A 22,332-nucleotide genomic window follows, 5' to 3' on the forward strand; every position below is an offset into this window, starting at 1 on the left:
TTATATAGGTATAGCTCCTATTTTAAGCTTATATATTCTATCCTGTGATACATAATAAACCTGTTATTAACCTTACATCCTATTAAAATAGGGCAAAATAAAGTAATTGACAAGAAAGCGTTACCATAATAATATGTACTTTGTAACCTAACCGATAACTTTATTTAATACAAAAAATAAGTAAAGGGGATTAAAAGTAATGGCAATTAAAAAATGGTTCCAACTCACAGTCGCTTCTTTGTTAACCGTAGCTCTTGTCAGTGGATGTGGCTCCAAAAGCGAATCAAGCACAGCAAGTACGAATCCAGAAGATATTTCGGGGGATATTACAGTCATTACACAGCGTACAGATATTGTGGATACAGTATTCAAAGATTATGCCGCTAAATTCAAAGAAAAATACCCGAACGTGAATGTAAACTTTGAAGCATTAGCAGATTATGAGAGTCAGATCAGTATCCGTCTCAATACCAAAGATTATGGCGACGTTTTATTACTTCCGACCAGTATTCCTATTTCTGATTTGCCAGACTTTTTCGAGCCTTTGGGTTCTATGGATGAATTAAGCAAAAAGTATAAAGGGCTTGAAGAGCGTGCTGTAGATGGTCAAGCCTATGGTATTCCTGTAGCCATCAATTTCTCAGGCATTATTTACAATAAAAAAGTGTTCAAAGAAGCAGGGATTACAGAAACACCACGTACACCGGAACAATACTTAAAAGCACTAGCAACGATCAAATCCAAAACAAGCGCTGTACCGTTGTATACCAATTATGCTTCTGGATGGGCGCTAACCCAGTGGGAATCAGACTTAACAACTGTGGCGGGTACAACAGATTATGTAAACATCACACAACCTACAATAGATAATAACTTTGTGGCTGGACAACCTCATTATGAATTGTACAAATTGATGTATGATGCCACCAGTCAAGGATTGATCGAGAAAGACCCGACAACAACCGATTGGGAAACATCCAAAGTAGACCTGGCGAATGGCAAGATCGCTACGATGGTGCTCGGTTCATGGGCAATCGATCAGATCAAATCAGTAGCAGAGAACAAAGACGATATTGGATTTATGCCATTCCCTACTAATGCAGATAAAGTGATCGTGCCATTAGCAGACGATTATACGATCGGTATTAATGTAAATAGTGAGAATAAACCTGCTGCTAAAGCATGGGTGGATTGGTTCACCAATGAATCGAATTATGCAACAGAACAAGTGGGGGGCGTAAGTCCAGTGATTGGTGCAGAATTGCCACCTACATTGAAAGAGTATGAAGGAACAGATATTACTTTTGAAGCTCAGACTCCTGCCAAAGCGGGTGAAGAAGGTCTGGTGGATAAGATCGACAAAGAAGGCGAAATTGGTCTATGGCAACCTGATTTCAAAAAACGAATTATTGAAGCAGCACTGTATAAAAAAGAAACATTTGATGACATTATGAAAGATTTAAATGATAAGTGGGTTGCAGCTCGTGCAGAAGTAGCCAAGTAATCATAAGTACATTTTCTTTGTGAGAATATACAGCGTATCGACAGCATATAGAAAAAAGTCTGTTCGCTGTGGTGATATCAATAAAGCATGTTGCTATATTCGAGGATGATCCATGTACGCATACAATACTCGGATATAGTCACATGGCTTATAGGAACAGGAGGATATAGGATGTGGAAGTTATCGAACTGGAGTTATAGCAATCAAAGAAAGCTTATTATATTCGCATTTTCGATTGTTCCTATTATTTTGCTGGTTACTTTTGCCTATTTACCTGTGGTGAATATGGTGAAGTATAGCTTTACCGATTGGAACGGTTTTAGCAAGCATTTAGATTATGTAGGTCTCAAAAATTATAAAACGATCTTTACCGATCCCGAATACTTCGCTGTCTTCAAAGTGAGTTTATACTACTTTTTTGCTACCTTTGTACAGATGGCATTAGCTCTTTATTTTGCAACTATACTTAGCTTTAATGTACGATTCAAAAACTTTTTTAAAGGTGTATTGTTTTTGCCCTCATTACTGAATGGGGTCGCAATAGGTTTTGTATTTTTATTCTTTTTCAAGCCAGATGGCACATTCGATACTGTGCTACATGCGTTAGGTCTTGGTAGTTATATTCAGTTGTGGCTTGGTAATCCAGGCATTATCAATATTTCGCTTGCAGGTGCTTCGATCTGGCGGTATATGGGATTTAACTTTATTATTTTTCTCGGTGCCATCTCCTCGATCTCCAAAGATATCTATGAAGCTTCCGATATTGATGGAGCCAATCGCTGGCATCAATTTATGCATATCATTTTACCGAGTATCAAAAAAATTCTGCAATTGAACTTAATTCTAGCGGTCAGTGGAGCAATCAGTGCTTTTGATATTCCATACATTATGACCGGCGGTTCGAATGGTAGTGAAACCTTTGTTATTCAGACGGTGGACTTGGCGTTCAAATACAGCAAAGTCGGTTTGGCTTCAGCGATGGCTGTTGTATTGTTGTTGATCGTCGTGATTGTCACACTGATTCAGCGTCTGTTGATTAAGGAGGAGAAAGCCTAATGTATGTATTCAAGCGAACTTTTTTATCTTCGATCAAATATATCAGTCTGATTCTAGGAACGATTGCAGCTCTATTACCGATTGTAGTTATCTTTTTTGCTTCTTTTAAAGTAGGTACAGAATATACTCAGACCAGTCCACTCGCACCGCCCACCAACTGGTTTAACTTTGCTAATTATATTAAAGCGTTTGTAGATGGCAATATGTTAGTTGGTTTTTTGAATACAACGATTATTCTCGTGATTTCTATTGTTGGAGCTACGTTGACTGGTTCGATGGTGGCTTATGTACTTAATCGCTTTAAGTTCCGTGGTAGTAAATTACTGGTCGGAGCGTTTCTGTTAGCGACTCTGATCCCAAGTGTGACTACACAGGTAGCTACTTTTCAGATTATCAACTCGTTAGAGTTATTCAATACCCGTCTGGCACCGATCGTGTTGTATTTAGGAACTGATATTATAGCGGTTTATATTTTTCTACAATTTCTCGATTCGATTCCACAAGCGTTGGATGAATCAGCGATGTTAGATGGAGCTTCATACTTCACAATTTATTGGAAAATCGTTCTACCCCTGCTTAAGCCTGCTATCGTTACTGTGATTATTGTCAAAGGCGTAAATATCTACAATGACTTTTATACTCCATTTCTGTATATGCCCAAAACGAGTCTGCAAGTGATATCAACAGCTTTATTTAAATTTAAAGGCCCGTATGGATCACAATGGGAAGTCATTAGCGCAGGGATTATGATTGCGATTATCCCGACAGTGATCGTTTTTATCGCTCTGCAAAAATACATTTATAATGGATTCGCTCAAGGTTCTGTTAAATAACTATTTATAGATAACTATACTCTGCTAAAAAGGATGCGATATACGTATGCAACTTCCTTACATCAAAGGATTTACTTTCGGCTGGATGAGCGGCAAAGGAGTCTTCCGTACCCCTGAAGCCAAGCAATCTCTTCAATTGATGCAACAGCATACAGGGAGTGAATATGTAATTATTGCACTGGCTGCGCTACAAGATCATCCGCAAGCGACAACAATTGATTATCAAGGTCGACATATGGTCGATGATGATGAACTGATCGATATGATTGAATATGCGTATTCACTAGGATTAAAAGTAATTCTCAAACCAACTGTGAATTGTGCAGATGGAACATGGCGTGCTCATATTAACTTTTTTGATCATGATGTGCCTTGTGAACCGAAATGGCATGAATGGTTTGCCAGTTATACCGAGTATCAATTACATTATGCTCGTATTGCACAGCAGACGAATTGTGAAATGTTGGTTGTCGGTTGTGAAATGGTGCAGTCTGATCGTCGTGCAGAGGAATGGCGGCAATTGATTGCAGAGGTACGAACAGTTTATACCGGAAAGATCTCGTACAATGCAGATAAATATCAAGAAGATCGAATCACTTGGTGGGATGCAGTCGATGTGATATCATCCAGTGGTTACTATCCTTTAGGGCACTGGGAGCAACAATTAGATCGGATTGAAGCGGTGGTTACCCGTTACAACAAACCTTTTTTCTTTGTCGAAGCAGGTTGTCCAAGTCGTACCGGTTCAGCGCATATTCCAAATGATTGGTCATGGGATGGCGAAGTGAATGTAGAAGAACAGCAGAACTTTTACAAAGAAATGTTCTCTCATGTACAACAACGGGATTGGGTGCGTGGATTCGGGTTGTGGGATTGGAGCGCAGAACTATATCCAGAAGCAGAAGCTCTGACTGACAATGGGTACGGTGTATATGGTAAACCTGCACAGCAAACGATTTTAGATTTTTATACTCATCATCAGGTATTCACTTCTTCCTGAATCCTAGAATAAAAAGACACATAAAAACTCGACAGCTCTAAAGACTGTCGAGTTTTGGTTGTTACATTTAGAATTTTAATCGGTATCCTTCTTTATCACGGAATTTGCCTAAGATAATAATAATGATATCAATAATGACCCAGACTCCGCCAAGACCCGCTGTAAATAACATCAAAAGCCCTGTTCCGACTTTACCTACATAAAAACGATGTATCCCTAAATATCCGAAGAAAATACATAACAATAAACTGACTAGATTGCTTTTACGACTATACATAGCGTTCCCTCCAAAGTGTGTTGCTTATGAGATTACATACGTATTCAAAGCGGTCAAGGTTCCTCTTTTCATCATTTAAAGGTATATTTAGAATATACACACTACAACACAATAGACGCAAATAACGAAAAATAATAGAGATTTCTTTGGAGGAATAGTATGCAAAAAGTTGGACTGCTTATGCGCAAAATTCAATTTAGTGAGAATCAAGGGCCACGTGTGTTTGCAGAACGATTACAAGCATTAGGACGAGAATTGGGCGTAGAGATCGTCTTTATTTCACCAGAGCGTCATGTGAGCGGATATGATTGGCTTCCCGGGTATGAACACGAGAAGAGTGATCTGGTGAACTACGATATTGTATTAGATCAGATCCATAAAGAACAGATTGAGCATGTTATTTATACGGTGTCTGGCTTTACGTATTTAAAAATGTTTTTGCCGAAAAGTGTACTGTTTCCACATAGTTTCCCTGATCCTGCGTTAACAGGTTATGAGATGATGAAACCTTTTTATAATATGGTCGATAAAGCTGTGGTGCAGACTCCTTTTCTCAAACGACAGTTAGCTTCACAATTCAATATTCATGATGTCGATGTGATTCCAATAGGATTTAGCGAAACGCTGGCAAACAAACATTTCGATCCTTCACAAGTGGTAGAAAATCGAATCTTGTGGATTGGACGAGATGAAGAAAATCGCCGTCCTGATCTGGTACTCAAGTATGCTCGCCAGAATCCAGACAAAGAAGTATTTATGGTATTTGGTGGCGAACGTTATCGTGAAAGTATGCAGAAATATGATATTCCATCCAATATTCACTTACGGTTTGCTTTATCGCAAGATGAGATTTTCCAATTGATGAATTCGAGTAAAGTGTATTGGAGCTGTTCTAAATTTGATACATTTGCGATGCCACTTACTGAAGCATTAGCGATGGGCAAAATTGTAGTCAAACCAGAACATCCTTGTTATGACCATATTAGTTCGACCCATGCTTTTGCAGGGAATGAGCGCAATTGGTTTGAACTGGTGAATATGGCAGCAGCTTCTCCACGCCAATTTTCACAAGATAATCGGGATTATGCGTTTGATACGTTTTCCAGTTCGATTATGAAAGAAGGGTATCGTCAATTTTTCTCGGAATGGTTGAAATAATAATAGTAGCTTAGAATCTAAAGAAAACATAAGGACGTGGAACCGTTATGACAACATTACGCAAAGCGATTATAGATACCGATACTGCTGGTGATGACACGATCGCTATTTTGACAGCACTTCATCATTTTGATGTACAAGGCATTATGATGACAGGTGGGAATGTACAATTTGATCAGGAAGTGGAAAATGCACTCTATACGATTCAAGTCGCAGGTAAAGGTGGAGTAGACGGGCAGATTCCTGTCTACAAAGGTTGCGAGCGTCCACTGATGACGACATGGAATCAAGAACAGCATCGGACTGTAGAAGATGTGCATGGTAGCGATGGCATGGGAGGATCGAACTTCCCTCCAGCAATCCAACGTCCAGCGGATGGACATGCAGTTGATTTTCTTATCGAAAGTGTACATAAGTACCCTGGTGAAATCCATTTACTAGCGATTGCGCCACTAACCAATATTGCGATGGCGATTCAGAAAGATCCAACAATTGTTCCGAAAATCCCTCATTTATATGTAATGGGTGGAACGAATAATGCACTCGGCAATATTACACCGGCGGCTGAATATAACTTCTATGTCGATCCCGAAGCAGCTCATATTGTTCTACGTTCAGGGATTCCAACAACCATGGTTGGTTGGGAAATGTGTACCGGTTATTCTCTGATGGATGATGACGATCATGCAGAGATTGCTGCTTTGGGTACTGCCGGAGCAGACTTTTTCAAAGCAGTCAATCAAGTCGTGATGACATTTAATAAAGAAGTACATCGTCTAAATGGTACAACTCATCCTGATACATTACTGATGGCTGTAGCCGCTAATGAAGCAGTCATGACAGAAAGCCATACGTATTTTGTTGATGTAGAAACCAAAGGCGAATGGACACGCGGATACAGCGTAGTGGATATCAATGGACGACTAGGACAGACACCAAATGTACGCGTCTGTGAAAAGATTGATCGTCCGTTGTTTAAGCAGATGTTGCTTGATGTATTAAGTGCGATTAAGTAAAAAAATGCACGAGCATATAAATTGGTGGTAGAAGGAAAAGGCTAACTCAAAAGGTTAGTCTTTTTGCTATATGTATATTTAAATATATAACTAATTCGACATTTATTTACAAATAAAAATAATTAAACTCTCTGTTAACAGAAACCGATAGTAATAGTAAAGTCGAATTTTCGGGGGAAATGTCGGTGTCTGTCAAATTAAGAACTGCGCTTATTGTTACATTTATTGCACTGTCTTTATTGTTATCTTTTACACTTAGCACGACAATTAATTATTATTCTTCACAAAGTATTAAAAATGAGATTGGGGAATCTCTAGCAGGAACAGCGTATCAGACAGCAGATAAGTTAGATAACTTTATGTGGTCTAGATCAGGTGAAGTGGAATTATTGGGGAGCTTGCCTGTTTTTGAAAATAATCAAAATGTCGAAAATATTCAACAAATGTTAGATCAATTGAAATCACACTTTCCATCATTCTCATGGATTGGATATACCGATACTAAAGGAAAAGTATTAGCAGCGACCGATGGGATTTTGTTAGGCAAAGATCTGTCAGAGCGTCCTGTATTTAAAGAAGGTATTCAAGGTAAATTTATCGGTGATGTGCATGATGCTGTATTACTTGCCAAATTACTGCCTAATCCAAGTGGAGAACCGCTACAATTTGTCGATGTAAGCTTACCGATCAAAAATAGCCAACAACAGACCATTGGTGTACTAGCTGCACATATGAGCTGGGCATGGGCCAAAGAAGTACAACAAAGTGTATTATTACCGAGTAAATGGGCAGGCCAGAATGTAGATATGCTGATTGTAAGTAAACAAGATCAGACCGTTCTACTTGGTCCACGTGAGATGGTAGGTAAGCCACTACCGTTAAAAAGTATAGCTAAAGCCCAATTACAAAAAGATGGTTGGGAGTTGGAAAAGTGGCCTGATGGTAACACCTATTTAACAGGATATGCCTATGGAGATGGATATTTAGACTATCCTGGATTGGGTTGGACCGTTATTGTGAGACAGCCTGAATCTACAGCTTTGGCGTCTGTATCTGAATTAATGCATTTTAATATCTGGATTACAGTCATTGCCGCCGTAGTATTTGCATTAATCGGTTGGTGGTTAGCACAGCGTATTTCGCTACCTATTCGTGAATTAACACATACTGCGGATCGACTAGCATGTGGAGAAGAAGTCGATATACCTTCTCGTAAAAGTTTTAGCGATATTGAAATGTTATCTTCTTCTTTGCAGACGATGGTCACTTCGTTAAGTCAAAAAGAAGTCGAGCTTGGCAATATGCAAAGTCTAGCTCATTATGATCATCTAACTGGGCTACCGAATCGGAATGCATTAGAAACGTATTTAGAAGATGCGTTTGAAGATCCTGAGCAACAACCGTGTCTGTCTTTTCTTTATATTGATTTAGATGGATTCAAAAAAGTAAACGATACGTTAGGGCACCAGAGTGGCGATATTTTACTGCAAAAAGTAGCTCAACGTCTCAGTCATTTAACACGTGAACATGATATTACTGTTCGTCTGGGTGGCGATGAATTTCTAGTGGTGCTGCATACCGATCCTTCTGGATTAAATATCGAAAAAGAAGCTGAAATCTATGCAAATGAGATTATTCGTAGCCTGAACAAACCATTTATCGTGGAATATGAAAAGGTGAATATCGGATGTAGTATCGGTGGAGCCGTCTATCCGCATGACAGCGATAATCCAATCGAGATTATTCGTATGGCAGATCAAGCCTTATATCAATCCAAACGTTCCGGTAAAAACCGACTTACCTTTTACAAAGAACCACTTGCTCCGCAATCGATCGGATAAAAGGTTCTATAAGCATACACAGAAAGCTAGAGCGTATACGACTCTGGCTTTTTGGTGTATTCACATATTAAGAAGACATTGGACGTGCTGAGAAATCGTCAGGATTAATAAAATTCCAAATATCCGGGATATGTTCAAGATCGTATTTGCGAACAGCTTCGATAATTTTGAGATGGATTTCTTGTTGTAGATCTTCTTGTTCTTGATATGTGGTTTGCTGTAATGAGCGCATAATCTTAGGCGAAAATTTTTGGATCAGAAATAGAATTGCTTCTTCATCTTCGTTTTTAGCTTTTTGAATTAATGATAGTAGAGCATGTGCCATAGTTGTTCCTCCTTCTAACCTACCTTCTTTATAACTTTTTCTAACTTGGACAATGAAGATACGTTTGTAATTTTTTGATGGCTAATCGTTTGGTTTTGGAAATTGCTTGTTGAGTCACCTGAAGTTGAGATGATATTTCTTTCTCGGTCATTTCATAAATATAAAGATAACAAAGAATACGTTGCTCTCGATCTGTGAGTTGCTGAATCGCTTCATACATCTTTTTTTCGGTAATCACTTGTTGTAAATTACGTTCTGCAAAATGATATGTATCTGTATCAGCAGGTATTCGTGAAGTATAGGTATGATCTTTATTTTCACTGTGGTCAATAATCAGTTGATGTCGATCTTTATACAGGCGATTTTTTTTATCATAATTGATCGCACTGAAATGAATCAGAGAAGCGATATAAGAAGTAAAGCGAGCTTCTAAAAAGAATAGTTGAAATGCTTGATTAAGCTTTTGTTTATTAGGTTCAGTTGGATAGTATATGGCTTGTTCCAACAGCTGCTTATGACTTGGAATACTCAAAAAAGAATGAATGATCGGATTTTGATCTATTGTTGTTAGGTTCATACGTATTACCTCCAGCACTTTATATCCTAAGTGCATATGAATTGGGATCAAAAGATAAATACTACATAAACGGTGTAGTCTCTATCTTTTATCTATAAAGTTGAAAGAATGGAGGTAAATACAACTTTAGGCGTAATTATTTTTTATATACTCTCCACCTTTATAACTATTTTTATATATCTACATACTGTATTTGATAAGAAAAGGTGTCAAAAATGGGAAATATTTTTTTGAGACTATGCTTTTTAGGCTTTTAAAAGGATTAAAATAGGGTATAAATTTGTTGAAATCGTTTCCTTTTTGTCGGAATAGGGTATTTTTTGTTTATATTGTTTATGCAAGTAAAAGAGTTTGAGGAGGGAATGAGTAAATGAAAAGATGGGGGAGTATGTTGCTGATCGGGCTATTGCTAAGTGGTATATTATCCGCTTGTGGTCTGAATAACAGTGGAACCAAGGATGGAGTTGTACAACTCGAATTTTTCCAAAATAAGCCGGAGGCTAAAGCTAGCTTCGATGAACTGATTACCAAGTTCAATCAAGAACATCCGGATATTCATGTATCTCAAGTGAATCCACCTGATGCAGAGACGGTACTCAAAACACGAGTCGTCAAAAATGATATTCCTGATATTGTCGGTTTGGGTGCTACTGATACATATTCGTTACTCGCTAAAAGTGATATTTTTATGGATTTAACGGGCGATTCGTTATTGCAAAATATTGATCCGAAATATGCACAAATGCTCAAAGACGTTACAGGTATGGATCAAGTGACAGGGGTTCCTTTTGCGTTAAATGCAAACGGTATCATCTACAATAAAGATATTTTCAAAAAGCTAGGGTTATCTGTACCCAAAACATGGGATCAACTGATTGCTACAGCTAAAAAAGCGAAAGCAGGAGGAACCATTCCTTTCTATTTCACTTACAAAGACGATTGGCAGACCAATCTACCTTTCAATGCGATGGGCGGTACATTAGTCGGTACAGACTTCTACAAAGAGCGTCGTGAAAACAAAACGACATTTGTCCAAGCGTATCAAGAAGTCGCTAAAAAGCAGTTGGAATTACTTAATTACGGTCATAATGATAATTTTGGTAAAGCATATTCGGATGGTAATCGTGCTTTTGGTAATGGCGAAGCGGCGATGTATATTCAAGGAAGCTGGGCGATCTCTGAGATTCGCAAAGTCAATCCAGATATTAAATTAGGATTTTTCCCACTACCCGGTAGTAACGATGAATCCAAAAATAAATTGACCGCAGGGATTGATACATTACTGGCGATTTCAAATCAGACCGAACATCCTGAACAAGCCAAAGAATTTATTTCGTTCTTATTGCAAAAAGAAAATAGCCAACAATATATTGACCAGCAAAACTTGTTCTCGGCTGTGAACGGTGTACAGCAAAAAGATGAGAGTGTCGCGGAATTACTGCCTTATTTTGAACAGGGTAAGATTGTCGATTTTGTCGATCACTATATTCCAAGCGCTGTTCAATTGAATCCAACTGTACAAGCCTTTTTGCAAAATAAAGATATTAATGGCTTCCTCGGCACACTGGATAAAGAGTGGGATAAAGTAGCGGCACGAAGAGCAAGCTAATCGAGAAATGGAAGGAGTGATCTGATGTCTACCAAACGCATGGCGACTTATTATTGGATGACGATTCCTGCGGTATTGTTGTTTTTCTTATTTCTAACTTTACCTGCGATTCAAGGGATCTTTTATTCGTTTACCAACTGGAACGGTTTTGGTAAAGAATATGATTTTGTAGGTTTTCGCAATTACGTCAGTTTATTTACAGATAATGTTGTGGGTGAAGCTTACTGGTTTACGATTAAATATGCGGTAGTTGTAACGATTTTTATTAACATCTTCAGCTTATTGATCGCTGTTGGATTAAACTCACGTATCAAATTCCGTAATTTTTTTAGAGGGGTATATTTTTTACCTAATATTTTGAGTGTATTGATCGTGGGTTACATATTTAATTACCTGTTCTCTAATGTATTTACAGTATGGGGACAATCACTCGGAATCAATGCATTATCGACAAATATACTTGGTAACGAAAGTCTGGCTTGGATCGGGATCGTTATTGTTGCAGTATGGCAAGGGATTGCTCTGAATACGATTCTTTATCTAGCAGGATTACAGACGATTCCTGGTGATCTGTATGAGGCTTCCAGTCTGGATGGCGCAGGCAAATGGCGTGAATTCTGGAGTATCACGTTTCCACTAATCGCTCCATTTTTTACGATCAATATGGTATTAGCGATGAAGAATGCATTGATGGTGTTTGATCAGATCGTAGCTTTGACCAATGGTGGACCGGGTCGTGCGACACAATCGATTTCCTTCTTAATCTATACCGGTGGGTTTGAAGGCGGCGAATTTGCGTATCAATCAGCGAACTCGGTCATTTACTTTATCGTTATCGCAGTCATCTCTATTCTTCAGATCCGATTCCTGCAAAGAAGGGAGATGGATATGTAATGGAAACATATAAACGTACCAACTGGACCGTTAATATTCTTATCGCTCTCGGCACGATCGTGGTTCTTTTCCCCTTATATATGGCGATCACGATTGCGCTCAAAGATCCACAGCAAATGTCTCAATCGTTATTCGGATTACCCACCACATGGCGATTTGATAATTTTGCAAGTGCGATAGAATTGACGAACTTTTTCCAAGCATTTCGTAACAGTGCATTAGTCACGACAGCGACTGTTATTTTGACCCTATTAACCAACTCGATGGTGGCTTATGCGATCGGGCGTAATATGGATCGCAAGTTTTTTAAAGGGTTATATTTCTACTTTGTGAGTGCGATGTTTATTCCATTTCCGATTATTATGTTGCCGATTGTTAAATTAACATCTTCGCTACATATGACCAATCTGGTGGGACTGACGATCTTGCATACGGTATACGCGCTGGCATTTAACGTATTTGTATATGTAGGGTATATTCGTTCGATACCGGCTGTACTTGAAGAAGCAGCAACGGTCGATGGAGCGACCACTTGGGGCACATTCTGGCGCATTATTTTCCCATTGATGGCACCGATTAATGCAACTGTAGGGATTCTCGTCTGTTTGTCGACGTATAATGATTTCCTATTGCCATTGATTATTGTTAGTGATCAGAATATGTATACACTACCGCTGGTACAGTATATTTTCCAAGGGCAATTCAATACCGATTATAATCTAGCTTTTGCATCGTATCTGTTAGCGATGTTGCCGATGATTATTATTTATCTATTTGCTCAAAAATGGATTATCAGTGGAGTTACCCGCGGTTCTGTGAAATAAAATGACTGTTGACTAGCCAACTTCAAAAGTCTTCGCCTATAAACGGTGAAGGCTTTTTTGTTGTATTACTCACCTTTATTCACATCATCAATAATACTTTATAAAGTTAAGTAACTTCCTTTTATTGAGTTGAATGCAAGAAAGAGGTATGATAAAGAAAGAACATCTATTTATTCTTAAAAAAGGTAAAAGGAGGAATTAAAGATGGAGAAGAAAGGGTACATTTTAAAAAAGGGTACGGTGTTGTCGCTGGATGATCAGATCGGTAACTTAAAACAAGCAGATGTAGTGATTACTGGTTCAACGATTGAAGCGATAGGAACTAATCTACAAGTGGATGAATCCGCTTATCATGTTATTGATGCTACAGGTCAAATTATCATGCCTGGCTTAGTCGATACGCATCGTCATATGTGGGAATCGCTTGTGCGTACAGCCGGAACGAATTGGTCACTACCTGTTTATTTGCAAAATCTATACTATGGTGGACTCGGAAGTCGATTGCGTCCACAAGATAGTTATATTGCGAACTTACTAGGTTCATTGGAAGCGCTCTATTCGGGTGTGACGACTGTACTGGATTGGAGTATGCCTTATTCTCCAGAGCACACCGATGAATTGATACGTGGGTTGCAAGAGTCAGGGATTCGATCTGTATTTGCACTGGGTGTATCTGGAGAGACAGCGTACTGGAATCGTGAAAGTCGCTTAATGATCGAGGATGCTGAGCGAGTGAAAAAGCAATATTTCTCTTCACGTGATCAATTACTGACGATGGGGCTTGCAATTCGTGGTCCTGAATTTAGCCACTGGGAGACTACAGTTGCAGAGATTGGGATTGCTCGTCAATTAGATGCCATCTGTTCGATGCATATCGGATTTGGCAACTGGGGAGCTGCCGATCGTTCCGTCACCAAGCTGTATGAAGCAGGCTTACTTGGATCAGATTTGAATATGGTACATGGTAACAAAATGCAGACCGAAGAATACAAAATGCTTGCTGATGCAGGAGCATCGTTGTCGGTCACTCCAGAAGTAGAGATGATGATGGGACATGGATATCCAGCGACCGGATTTTTCTTAGAACAAGGCGGGATGCCATCATTAGGAGTAGATGTGGTCACTTCAACAGGTGGCGATTTATTTGCGCAAATGAAATTTATGTTACAGGCTGAACGTGCGCGTGTAAATGAAGAGATTCTGAATAGCGGCAATATGCCAGGTGAGTTAAATCTGTTATCTGCTCAAGTGCTTCAATTTGCTACCTTAGGCGGAGCCAGAGCATTGAAGTTAGAAGATCGGATTGGTCAACTAACACCGGGAAAACAAGCGGATATCATTATGATTAGTACTTCGAATCTAAATACCGATCTCAATCTATTTCCAGTGATTGATCCCATAGGTGCAGTCGTTCAATGTACCAATCCATCGAATGTCGATACTGTATTTGTTGGTGGACGACTGATGAAGCAACATGGTCAATTGGTAGGTGTGGATCTAGAACGGATTCGCCGTCTTGTATTGGAAAGTAGAGAGTATCTGGAGACACAACATGTACTAAGTGATGCCGATCGAGTGATCTATTCATAATCAATCGGATTATTTAAATGGAAGTCATATGAACCAACCCAAAAAGGGACAGACTCCTCTTGAGGATGAACTGTCCCTGTTATAGATGATGTTATCATTTATTCCGGTTGAAATGTCTGAGCCCATTCGCAGAAAATAGCATAATCTTTCTCTACCTGATCGGCATAAGCAAAAGCCCAACGCGAAATATGTTGTACAAAGGCGTCCGGTTTGCGTCCCATCGCTTTTAGAATTTCTTTTTCACTATGATAGGGTAAGATGCCTTTGTTTACATCGGCATCTGCGCGGGCGTGCATTTTGGCAGTTAATTTAGCCATCGTACTCAGTACACTTTCCATATCTTCCATCGTTTCGATATCCTCTAATTTGAGACGCTTTTTGTAAGGAGAACGTTCCCGTACATAGAAGTCTCGTCCATCTAATGTCAGAAATCCAAGATAAGGATCAGCCTTGTGATGCATCGCTTGTTGAGTCGTCGTTACCCGTTTGCCTTGATGACTGAATGTCTGCCAGAACGATTCAGCATAGGGTAAGAAATAAGCAGGAACCGGTGTGCGAACTTCTTTGACTTCCAAAACAGCATCGTCTTCGCCTTCTATGCTCAGTCCACCTTCGATCAATACATAATACCGATCAAGTCCAATCGAAGCTGTACCTGAACCATGCTTAATCGCAATATCTTTGATTCGATAATGATCGGCTTCACCTTGATGACAGACCAATGTCTGTTGATAAAATGCCCATGCTTGCTCAAGTAAAGATTGTTCTTGCTCTGAAGGCACAACCAGTTCAGCTGTTTCTTGAAATACTCGATCGCTTTGCATAACCGCTGTTACTTTTTCAAGAAAATGACCGTTACGGCGCTTTTCTAACTTGCGTAATAACTTACGTACAGGGCCTTTAGCTTTATTTTCGTCCATCACAAATTTAGCGGGATCATCTTTGTCTTCAACAAAACAGGTGATTTGCTTATGGTAGCCTTTGATATAATGCTCTAAAAGATGCAATTGTTGGTCATCGGTGTATTGTAGCTGTCTGCCTACCAACGCTATACTAACCGACATCCGTAGCACGTCATACAGATAGGACCCGATATATCCTTCATCAAAATCATTTACATCATAGACAATCTGCTTCGATTCATTGCGAAACGCTCCAAAGTTCTCAAAATGTAAATCACCTTGAATCCATGTAGGACGTTCGGTTGACGTGTGGTAAGGGAAATAATGCCTTGTCGCATCAAAGTAAAACAGATACGAGCTTCCACGAAAAAAGGAAAAAGCAGTAGCACTCATTTTGCGATATTTCTCAGCTCTTTTGGTTGGGCTTAATATCATAATCTTGCTATCAAATTCATCTAATACTGAAATAAGCGTTTCTTTGCGTAATTTAGTACGCGTATGTATAACTTGTTCTGTCATATTGGTTGGTATCATCTTCATTTCCCCCTAATCATGTAACCGTATAAATATGTTTTATTCTATCACTTTCTCACCCTTATTGCGTACATTAAAATGGTCGTAAAGCGCGTTTGTTGCAAATGGTTCTTTAAAAGCATAATGTGGGTTAAAGAAGTATAGATACTTCTCCATTAGAAGCAGTAGAAGAAAAGGAGCAACGACTCATGTACAAAATCATTCTCGTTCGTCATGGAGAAAGTGTATATAATCAGCAGAATTTATTTACAGGCTGGACCGATGTTGCGCTTAGTGACCATGGTATAGAAGAAGCTAGAATAGCCGGTCGATTAATTAAAGAAGCAGGGTATACATTTGATATCGCTTTTGCTTCTGTACTCAAACGTTCTATTCAGACGATGCATTACATATTGGACGAATTGGATTTGCTTTGGATTCCTGAACAGAAGTCTTGGAAATTAAATGAACGTCATTATGGAGCTTTGCAAGGATTAAGCAAAATAGATACTGCTGAGAAATATGGAGAAGAACAACTTCATCTTTGGCGACGCAGTCTAACCGTACGTCCTCCATTGTTAAAAAAAGATGATTCACGCAGTCCTCGTCTTGAGATGCGATATAACCAGATTCCAGACGATCAGATTCCTTATGGTGAAAGTCTCAAAGACACGGTAGATCGAGTGGGCGAGTTCTGGCATGATTGTATTGTTCCTTTGATCCAGAAAAAAGAACATATTTTAATAGCCGCTCATGGCAACACTCTGCGTGCTTTAATTAAATATTTGGAAGATATTGATGAGAAGACGTTAACCGATCTCAATATCCCAACAGGTATTCCATTAGTATATGAGTTAGATGATGATATCAATCCGATTCGCCGTTTTTATCTAGGCGAAGACGAACATATTGAACGCAAAACCAATGAAGTCGCTAATCCACATAATGTGAATGAATAGAAAGGCGGAACAATGCGTATCAAACCTTATTTGAAAACAAGTTTAATTTTAATCATTGTAGGTTTAGTTATGGCGTTAGGATACACACGTATTTATTCAGAAAGTGGATATAGAGCTAGTGTTTTTTCTGGCGTATGTATATGCGTTGTGTTGAGTACACTTGTTATGCGTTGTATTGTGACGAGACATTATAATCAAGATACAGAAAGTATATTATTTAATGTTAGCAGATGTATGCGTTATTATAGTCTCTATTTAATTACTTTTTTAGTAGTGATGTGGATAGATACAGCATCTTTAGGAGAGACGATTCCATTAACATTTGCTTTGCTATTATCAGGTCCTCTTGTCATCGAACCTGCTAGGAAGCAATTGTTTACAAAAATATGGCAAAGAATAATGAATATATTATGGATTGTGATAGCAGTAATATATATCTTTATTGCTATAAAATATCATTTAGAATGGGCTAATGTATATTCTGTGATTATAGGATTATTGATATACACGGTATTAGAAGTAATATTAAGCTGGATATTCCGCAAATATGCATTACAAGCCCGCTCATAAAATGAATAAACAAAAAGCATCTATAGGGATTTACGCTATAGATGCTTTTGACATGTTGTTATTTGGATTGAATTAATGGCAGACGAGAACCTGACGGGAAAAGACGCCTTTGGCTCCTTTTTTGGCTTCACCGCGATCTGTAATCGAGAATCCAGCCTCTGCTATCATCTCATCTATATTTTCAATCGTAATCACAACTACTTTATCTGCGATTCGGCGTGCATGTTTGAGAATACTTAATTGTTCTTCCGGTGTCGTCGTCGAAAATAAGTTATAGGGCATATCCACGATAGCCGCATCATAATGCTCGTTAATATCAGCAATATCGCCTAAAGTCACTTCTCCTTTTAAGCCGAAATGCTTGATATTTGCTCGTGCACCTTGAGCAATATGCGGGTTAATATCACGCCCGACAATGTTGATATCCATCGACAAGGCTTCAACAAGTACAGTACCGATGCCGCAGCAAGGATCAATCGCTTGAATACCGACTGGATTAGGAACTAGAATATTTGCAGCCGCTCTAGCTAGCCGGGTATTCAGAGCAATCGAATAATTTTGTGGTTTGCGCATATTGTGGAACCAGACAGCTTCATTTTTGAAATAATGACCTAAATACCAGCGTCCACCAAAAGGCACTATACCAAACGTATGTTGAGGATTTTTCACATCGGCTTCGCCATGAATCCGCATGCCAATTTCACGTTCAATCCCCAGCCGTTCTTGATATTCGATTTTGTGATCTGAATCCAGATCGTTAATTTTGACAAAAATGACTTTGAACGTCTCTTCTAACATATCGATCTGTTCTGCTTGAGCATATATCTCTTCTAATGTATCGCCTTCGTATAGGATCTCAATCCGTTCTTTGATAAACGGGCTACGACTAGGCATGACTGCTACATCACTTTTAAGAATAAATTGATCGGTTTCTTTGCCGAAAAAAGATCTCATTTCCAAATAACAAAGAGAATGTTCATCTTGACGATGAGAATACGTGTAAATATATTGCGGACTTGCATGTTGTTGATCCAATCGTCGTCCATCCTTTAAGCCCAATCGGCTAATTATATTTCCTGCAAATCAGTCAAAAATAGCGCTGTTTTGCAAAATGTTTCATGTGGAACAATTCACTATTGTGGAACACCTGAACTTCCTTTAACTACATATCTTCAGTATGCTCTCAAAATACAATAATTTCATTATACTCTTCAACTTTTATTTCTTTAAGAATAATCGTGTTTATTCAACCGTTATAGTAGGTAATCTAAAGTAAAAGTGATGATTTACGACTTATTTGTAAGGAACTTGCTGTGAACAGCAATTTTTTCTGGTAATTACATCGATTAAGGCTTAGCATGTAATAGAAGCTAGCATGACACACGTTGGAATTCTTTTCACCTTCAAATTAAATATGAATATCGAACGATCAAGGAGGCACTCCTTTTGAATATAAAGAAAAACGCTACAAAATGGTTGATGATCACGATTATTTTATGTGCTCTTTCGTTAGAAACAGTATCTGCAGCCAAGTTCCATTCTAATCAACAAGTGACTGAAAATGGTGAACCTTTGATGGTGAACACTGTTAATATAGAACAATTAGATTTTCCAATAGCTCAATCCAACTTATTTAACATTATGGAAGATGCCAAAGTAATCGCAAGTGAGCCTGCTCTCCATATTACGATCCGTGGCAAAGAAAAATCAGATGGTACGTATGAAAATATGTCTATCCATACACCTACATTCAACTGCATGTTAGACGGCGTTCAGGTGGTTAATCCAGAATATCCGCCACAGGTCTATTCAACCGATCTTGATGGAGATGGTCAGCCAGAAGTGGTAGTGATCTTAACGAACGGTTATGGTACAGGCATTTACAAAACAGAAGTTAAAGTCTATCGACAAGACGGTACATCGATTGCTGTAGAAGATGGACAACATGCCTGGAATAAGTATTTTCAAGCTGAGATCAATGCAGGACAGATCGAACTTCAATGGAATCAGAACCAAATGACTTTACCGACTTCGATACTGCAAGACCCTGTCGCCTCTGTAGAGAGCGGAGTAGAAGTAGGCGCTGTACGCCAATACAAGATCGAAAACGGTCACCTCGTTGTAGCTGCGTCTGTTCAAGTGGGTATGATGAACGTTTTGGGTGAGCTGACGACAACTTATGAGTACCAACAAGGCATATTACAAGCCAAGTCTTCCAATATAGTATGGGATGAACCGTATCGCTCAGCTATTCAGAAGAATTAGATTCCATATCTTTCGCAATGGCGACTAACTGCTGAATACCAGTACGAATTTCTTGTTCACTGGCAAAAGAAAAGCAAAGGCGAATATATTGCTTGGATGATTCGTGATGATCGAATAATGATCCGGGAACAAAAGAGATCGATTGCTTGAGACAACGAGCGAGTAGTTCAGGAACCGATAAATGATCGGGTAATCGAACCCACAGATTAAATCCACCTTGAGGTGGTTCATAATACCAACCGGTTGAGGAGAGCTCTTCGTCCATCATTTCGAAGCGAATTCGCAATGCGATCCGTAATTTCTCGATATGTTGTTGTAACCGTGTTGAAGTAAAATAATGCAAAAATACTTTCTGGTTGAGCAAAGGGGTACCTCCGTCGGCGAGTGACTTGGCAGCCAGTAGAGAAGTAAACCATTCCGGTCTAGCGACAATACAAGCGATTCGCAGTCCCGGAGAAACGTATTTGCTAAAGCTACGAATATAGATCGTATATCCTTCTGTATCATAAGCAAATAAAGGTAACGGTGGCTTTTGCCCAAAATAAATATCCTGACAGGTATCATCTTCGATCAATAGACACTGATACTGAGCGGCTAGATCGACCAGTTGTTTACGTTGTTCTGCCGAGATACAGATGCCTGTAGGATTGTGAAATGTAGGATTAAGGTAAAAGAAGCGCGGTTTATATTGCTTCATCGCTTGTTCGATCTGAGCTAGATCATAACCGTTAGCATCGATTGTCATTGGAACCAATCGAGCTCCTTTTTGCTGAAAAACATCTAAAGCACTGGCATACGCAGGCGATTCGATCAGCACATGATCACCCGGGCGTATCCATACTTCAGCAATGAGTGAGATCGCTTGTTGAGCACCTGTTGTAATAAGAATTTCATCGGCATGAACATGAAATTGAGAAGTATCTGTAAAATAGTGTTGAAGCATTTCTCTGAGCTCTAGATCACCCTGTGCAGGTGCATACGTACCGAGCAACTTGGGATACAGATCGAATACCTGTTTCACATATTCAGCAAAATAGTGATTTGGTAGTAAATTCGGTGTAATCAGAGCTTGAGAAAATTGATATTTGACTTGAATCCGATGCAGATCGCCTAGATTTCCTTGAAATAAAGGCAGACCTAATTCAGCTTCATTGGTTAACACTTGTAACGTAGGTGGTTGCACATAATAACCGGATTTGTCACGGGCATAGACATGACCATCATCTTTAAGATGCTGATACGCTTTGAAAATCGTTAAGCGGTGCATCCCTGTATCTTCTGCTAGTTGACGAACAGAAGGCAACTTAGCGTGTGCTTGCCAGTCTCCACGCTGAATACGTGTATGGATATACGTATAGACCGTTTGAAAAGAATGTTTCCCATGTTGTCCAGATAATACAGTATCCACGATGGAATCGGATTGTTTTTTTTGCGGTTCAGTGAGTGGTTTATTTGTCATATAAACATTCCTTCCTAATTGATAACAGGGTACAAACAGATATCCCGAATAAGCAAAATCAAACTAAAAGTACATGTAGTGTAACCTGCATCCAGACCAAGATATCCCCATCTGTTCTATGGTATGGCATCTGTTCTGTTGATCTTCCTTTACAATAACAGAACACAGAGGAGGAATGGAAGATGGTATTACTGGGGTATGCAATAATGTGCTTAATTTTTGGAACCACATTTCTAGCGATTAAGATCGGGGTCGATGCAGGATTACCGCCTTTCTTTTCCGCAGGAGTTCGTTTTTTAGCAGCAGGATTGATCTTAATGATCTGGATGTATGCACGTAAAAAGATCAGTTTCTCTTTATTACTACGCAAAGAAACACTGTTTATTGGCGCAGGATTAACCTTTTTTACATTTGCAGCTTTATATTGGGCTGAACAATATATTACGTCTGGTGTAGGTGCTGTTCTGTCTGCAACCGGTCCCGCTATTATTTTATTGATAAGATCAGTGGTATTGAAAGATAAAGTACCGAGTATTTCATTTATCGGAGCGATGATCGGGTTAGTTGGAGTTGCTCTACTGATGTTACCGGGGTTATCCGGTCAGTATCATGCCCTATGGGTAATTGCTTGTCTGGTTGTCGTATTGGGGGAGTTCGGCTACGCAGCAGGAGCTGTTTATTCCAAACAAGTGGTTTCTAAATTACAGGGAAGTTCACCGATTGCACAAAATGCCGCTCAGATGATGCACGGAGGATGGATGTTATTGGTACTGTCTTTGATTACCGAACGGGGTCAAATACATATGGAAACGATGTTCAATTCCGCAGCAATCGGTTCGTTGCTGTATTTAATTGTACTGGGATCTATGGGTGGACACACGCTATTTTACTGGTTAATTTCACGAACGAATCCGGTATTTCCATCCACATGGTTATACATTTCACCGATTATTGCACTGGTACTGGGATGGTTGATCTATAAAGAACCACTCAATTGGGTGATGGGGGTAGGAGCCTTGATTATTCTGATCGGGGTGATCTTGACCAATATTGAGACATTACGTTCTTTATTTGCCAGCCAATGGGATAAAGCCTCACGAGATAAAAAGGTGCCTATTGTGAAAGTGTACAAAAACTAAATCAAAATAGACTAAATCAAA

General features: G+C 39.1%; 21 protein-coding genes. 15 read left to right on the forward strand and 6 right to left on the reverse strand.

Annotated elements, in window-relative coordinates; all coding sequences use genetic code 11:
* The first annotated feature begins 199 nt into the window (after positions 1-199).
* The 4 genes from RCP16_RS20360 (at position 200) to RCP16_RS20375 (ending at position 4,393) form a co-directional block, all read left to right on the forward strand.
* Positions 200-1,504: an ABC transporter substrate-binding protein gene (locus RCP16_RS20360; RefSeq protein WP_137223221.1), complete on the forward strand. Its 1,305-nt coding sequence runs from the start codon at positions 200-202 to the stop codon at positions 1,502-1,504.
* A 171-nt stretch (positions 1,505-1,675) separates the two neighbouring features.
* Complete coding sequence (locus tag RCP16_RS20365) at positions 1,676-2,560, forward strand: carbohydrate ABC transporter permease (RefSeq protein ID WP_308641191.1); 885 nt, start codon at positions 1,676-1,678, stop codon at positions 2,558-2,560.
* The gene (locus tag RCP16_RS20370; protein WP_137223217.1) at positions 2,560-3,393 is read left to right on the forward strand and encodes a carbohydrate ABC transporter permease; all 834 of its coding nucleotides are present in this window, start codon (positions 2,560-2,562) and stop codon (positions 3,391-3,393) included. The genes RCP16_RS20365 and RCP16_RS20370 overlap by 1 nt, the downstream gene beginning before the upstream one ends.
* 46 nt (positions 3,394-3,439) lie before the next feature.
* Entirely contained in the window at positions 3,440-4,393 is a 954-nt protein-coding gene (locus RCP16_RS20375) for a glycoside hydrolase family 113 (RefSeq protein ID WP_308641192.1), read from the forward strand.
* Between the two features lie 67 nt (positions 4,394-4,460).
* On the opposite strand, the gene RCP16_RS20380 is transcribed toward RCP16_RS20375, so the two are convergent.
* Positions 4,461-4,670 (reverse strand): TM2 domain-containing protein, encoded by a 210-nt coding sequence (locus tag RCP16_RS20380; protein WP_137223213.1) that lies wholly within the window; start codon positions 4,668-4,670, stop codon positions 4,461-4,463.
* A 159-nt stretch (positions 4,671-4,829) separates the two neighbouring features.
* Between RCP16_RS20380 and RCP16_RS20385 the strand changes: the two genes are divergently transcribed.
* From RCP16_RS20385 to RCP16_RS20395, 3 genes are all read left to right on the forward strand, one after another.
* Positions 4,830-5,828: a glycosyltransferase gene (locus RCP16_RS20385; RefSeq protein ID WP_069328024.1), complete on the forward strand. Its 999-nt coding sequence runs from the start codon at positions 4,830-4,832 to the stop codon at positions 5,826-5,828.
* A 47-nt stretch (positions 5,829-5,875) separates the two neighbouring features.
* Positions 5,876-6,844 carry a nucleoside hydrolase gene (locus RCP16_RS20390; protein ID WP_308641193.1) on the forward strand — a complete coding sequence of 323 codons (969 nt, stop codon included), beginning with the start codon at positions 5,876-5,878 and terminating at the stop codon, positions 6,842-6,844.
* Positions 6,845-7,029: 185 nt separating this feature from the next.
* Positions 7,030-8,685 carry a diguanylate cyclase domain-containing protein gene (locus RCP16_RS20395; RefSeq protein WP_308641194.1) on the forward strand — a complete coding sequence of 552 codons (1,656 nt, stop codon included), beginning with the start codon at positions 7,030-7,032 and terminating at the stop codon, positions 8,683-8,685.
* A 67-nt stretch (positions 8,686-8,752) separates the two neighbouring features.
* On the opposite strand, the gene RCP16_RS20400 is transcribed toward RCP16_RS20395, so the two are convergent.
* The gene (locus tag RCP16_RS20400) at positions 8,753-9,010 is read right to left on the reverse strand and encodes a helix-turn-helix domain-containing protein (RefSeq protein WP_069328029.1); all 258 of its coding nucleotides are present in this window, start codon (positions 9,008-9,010) and stop codon (positions 8,753-8,755) included.
* A gap of 40 nt (positions 9,011-9,050) precedes the next feature.
* Positions 9,051-9,587, reverse strand: a complete 537-nt coding sequence (locus tag RCP16_RS20405; RefSeq protein ID WP_308641195.1) for a sigma-70 family RNA polymerase sigma factor — start codon at positions 9,585-9,587, stop codon at positions 9,051-9,053.
* A gap of 370 nt (positions 9,588-9,957) precedes the next feature.
* Between RCP16_RS20405 and RCP16_RS20410 the strand changes: the two genes are divergently transcribed.
* The 4 genes from RCP16_RS20410 to RCP16_RS20425 all read left to right on the forward strand — a co-directional run bounded on the left by RCP16_RS20410 (position 9,958) and on the right by RCP16_RS20425 (position 14,504).
* A complete protein-coding gene (locus RCP16_RS20410; protein WP_069328031.1) occupies positions 9,958-11,196 on the forward strand; it encodes an ABC transporter substrate-binding protein in 1,239 nt (412 codons plus the stop codon).
* A gap of 24 nt (positions 11,197-11,220) precedes the next feature.
* Positions 11,221-12,090: a carbohydrate ABC transporter permease gene (locus RCP16_RS20415; RefSeq protein ID WP_069328032.1), complete on the forward strand. Its 870-nt coding sequence runs from the start codon at positions 11,221-11,223 to the stop codon at positions 12,088-12,090.
* Complete coding sequence (locus tag RCP16_RS20420) at positions 12,090-12,914, forward strand: carbohydrate ABC transporter permease (protein WP_308641196.1); 825 nt, start codon at positions 12,090-12,092, stop codon at positions 12,912-12,914. The genes RCP16_RS20415 and RCP16_RS20420 overlap by 1 nt, the downstream gene beginning before the upstream one ends.
* A gap of 204 nt (positions 12,915-13,118) precedes the next feature.
* Positions 13,119-14,504 carry an amidohydrolase family protein gene (locus RCP16_RS20425; RefSeq protein ID WP_273592659.1) on the forward strand — a complete coding sequence of 462 codons (1,386 nt, stop codon included), beginning with the start codon at positions 13,119-13,121 and terminating at the stop codon, positions 14,502-14,504.
* A gap of 98 nt (positions 14,505-14,602) precedes the next feature.
* On the opposite strand, the gene RCP16_RS20430 is transcribed toward RCP16_RS20425, so the two are convergent.
* Positions 14,603-15,940, reverse strand: coding sequence for a DUF2252 domain-containing protein (locus RCP16_RS20430; RefSeq protein WP_308641197.1), 1,338 nt, complete (start codon positions 15,938-15,940; stop codon positions 14,603-14,605).
* Between the two features lie 188 nt (positions 15,941-16,128).
* Between RCP16_RS20430 and gpmA the strand changes: the two genes are divergently transcribed.
* Together gpmA and RCP16_RS20440 are read left to right on the forward strand one after the other, a co-directional pair.
* On the forward strand, positions 16,129-16,878 hold the full coding sequence (gpmA, locus tag RCP16_RS20435) for a 2,3-diphosphoglycerate-dependent phosphoglycerate mutase (protein ID WP_308641198.1): 750 nt from the start codon (positions 16,129-16,131) through the stop codon (positions 16,876-16,878).
* Between the two features lie 12 nt (positions 16,879-16,890).
* Positions 16,891-17,448 carry a hypothetical protein gene (locus RCP16_RS20440; protein WP_273592658.1) on the forward strand — a complete coding sequence of 186 codons (558 nt, stop codon included), beginning with the start codon at positions 16,891-16,893 and terminating at the stop codon, positions 17,446-17,448.
* Between the two features lie 72 nt (positions 17,449-17,520).
* On the opposite strand, the gene RCP16_RS20445 is transcribed toward RCP16_RS20440, so the two are convergent.
* Positions 17,521-18,483 (reverse strand): TRM11 family SAM-dependent methyltransferase, encoded by a 963-nt coding sequence (locus RCP16_RS20445; protein WP_241669352.1) that lies wholly within the window; start codon positions 18,481-18,483, stop codon positions 17,521-17,523.
* A gap of 411 nt (positions 18,484-18,894) precedes the next feature.
* Between RCP16_RS20445 and RCP16_RS20450 the strand changes: the two genes are divergently transcribed.
* The gene (locus RCP16_RS20450) at positions 18,895-19,713 is read left to right on the forward strand and encodes a hypothetical protein (protein ID WP_308641199.1); all 819 of its coding nucleotides are present in this window, start codon (positions 18,895-18,897) and stop codon (positions 19,711-19,713) included.
* On the opposite strand, the gene RCP16_RS20455 is transcribed toward RCP16_RS20450, so the two are convergent.
* Positions 19,697-21,172, reverse strand: a complete 1,476-nt coding sequence (locus RCP16_RS20455; RefSeq protein WP_308641200.1) for an aminotransferase-like domain-containing protein — start codon at positions 21,170-21,172, stop codon at positions 19,697-19,699. The genes RCP16_RS20450 and RCP16_RS20455 overlap by 17 nt on opposite strands.
* A 182-nt stretch (positions 21,173-21,354) precedes the next feature.
* Here RCP16_RS20455 and RCP16_RS20460 point away from each other — a divergent pair, with 182 nt between their 5' ends.
* The gene (locus RCP16_RS20460) at positions 21,355-22,311 is read left to right on the forward strand and encodes a DMT family transporter (RefSeq protein ID WP_308641201.1); all 957 of its coding nucleotides are present in this window, start codon (positions 21,355-21,357) and stop codon (positions 22,309-22,311) included.
* The last annotated feature ends 21 nt before the right edge of the window (positions 22,312-22,332 follow it).

Origin of the sequence: Paenibacillus nuruki, from assembly GCF_963311185.1 — a bacterium.
GTDB lineage: Bacteria > Bacillota > Bacilli > Paenibacillales > Paenibacillaceae > Saccharibacillus > Saccharibacillus nuruki.

Bases quoted from the DNA above. Each gene is read 5' to 3' on its own strand.
- RCP16_RS20375 (WP_308641192.1), top strand. From the start codon at position 3,440: ATGCAACTTCCTTACATCAAAGGATTTACTTTCGGCTGGATGAGCGGC.
- RCP16_RS20415 (WP_069328032.1), top strand. From the start codon at position 11,221: ATGTCTACCAAACGCATGGCGACTTATTATTGGATGACGATTCCTGCG.
- RCP16_RS20365 (WP_308641191.1), top strand. From the start codon at position 1,676: ATGTGGAAGTTATCGAACTGGAGTTATAGCAATCAAAGAAAGCTTATT.
- RCP16_RS20390 (WP_308641193.1), top strand. From the start codon at position 5,876: ATGACAACATTACGCAAAGCGATTATAGATACCGATACTGCTGGTGAT.
- RCP16_RS20370 (WP_137223217.1), top strand. From the start codon at position 2,560: ATGTATGTATTCAAGCGAACTTTTTTATCTTCGATCAAATATATCAGT.
- RCP16_RS20410 (WP_069328031.1), top strand. From the start codon at position 9,958: ATGAAAAGATGGGGGAGTATGTTGCTGATCGGGCTATTGCTAAGTGGT.
- RCP16_RS20430 (WP_308641197.1), bottom strand. From the start codon at position 15,940: ATGATACCAACCAATATGACAGAACAAGTTATACATACGCGTACTAAA.
- gpmA (WP_308641198.1), top strand. From the start codon at position 16,129: ATGTACAAAATCATTCTCGTTCGTCATGGAGAAAGTGTATATAATCAG.
- RCP16_RS20425 (WP_273592659.1), top strand. From the start codon at position 13,119: ATGGAGAAGAAAGGGTACATTTTAAAAAAGGGTACGGTGTTGTCGCTG.
- RCP16_RS20420 (WP_308641196.1), top strand. From the start codon at position 12,090: ATGGAAACATATAAACGTACCAACTGGACCGTTAATATTCTTATCGCT.
- RCP16_RS20455 (WP_308641200.1), bottom strand. From the start codon at position 21,172: ATGACAAATAAACCACTCACTGAACCGCAAAAAAAACAATCCGATTCC.
- RCP16_RS20405 (WP_308641195.1), bottom strand. From the start codon at position 9,587: ATGAACCTAACAACAATAGATCAAAATCCGATCATTCATTCTTTTTTG.
- RCP16_RS20440 (WP_273592658.1), top strand. From the start codon at position 16,891: ATGCGTATCAAACCTTATTTGAAAACAAGTTTAATTTTAATCATTGTA.
- RCP16_RS20460 (WP_308641201.1), top strand. From the start codon at position 21,355: ATGGTATTACTGGGGTATGCAATAATGTGCTTAATTTTTGGAACCACA.
- RCP16_RS20385 (WP_069328024.1), top strand. From the start codon at position 4,830: ATGCAAAAAGTTGGACTGCTTATGCGCAAAATTCAATTTAGTGAGAAT.
- RCP16_RS20360 (WP_137223221.1), top strand. From the start codon at position 200: ATGGCAATTAAAAAATGGTTCCAACTCACAGTCGCTTCTTTGTTAACC.
- RCP16_RS20380 (WP_137223213.1), bottom strand. From the start codon at position 4,670: ATGTATAGTCGTAAAAGCAATCTAGTCAGTTTATTGTTATGTATTTTC.
- RCP16_RS20400 (WP_069328029.1), bottom strand. From the start codon at position 9,010: ATGGCACATGCTCTACTATCATTAATTCAAAAAGCTAAAAACGAAGAT.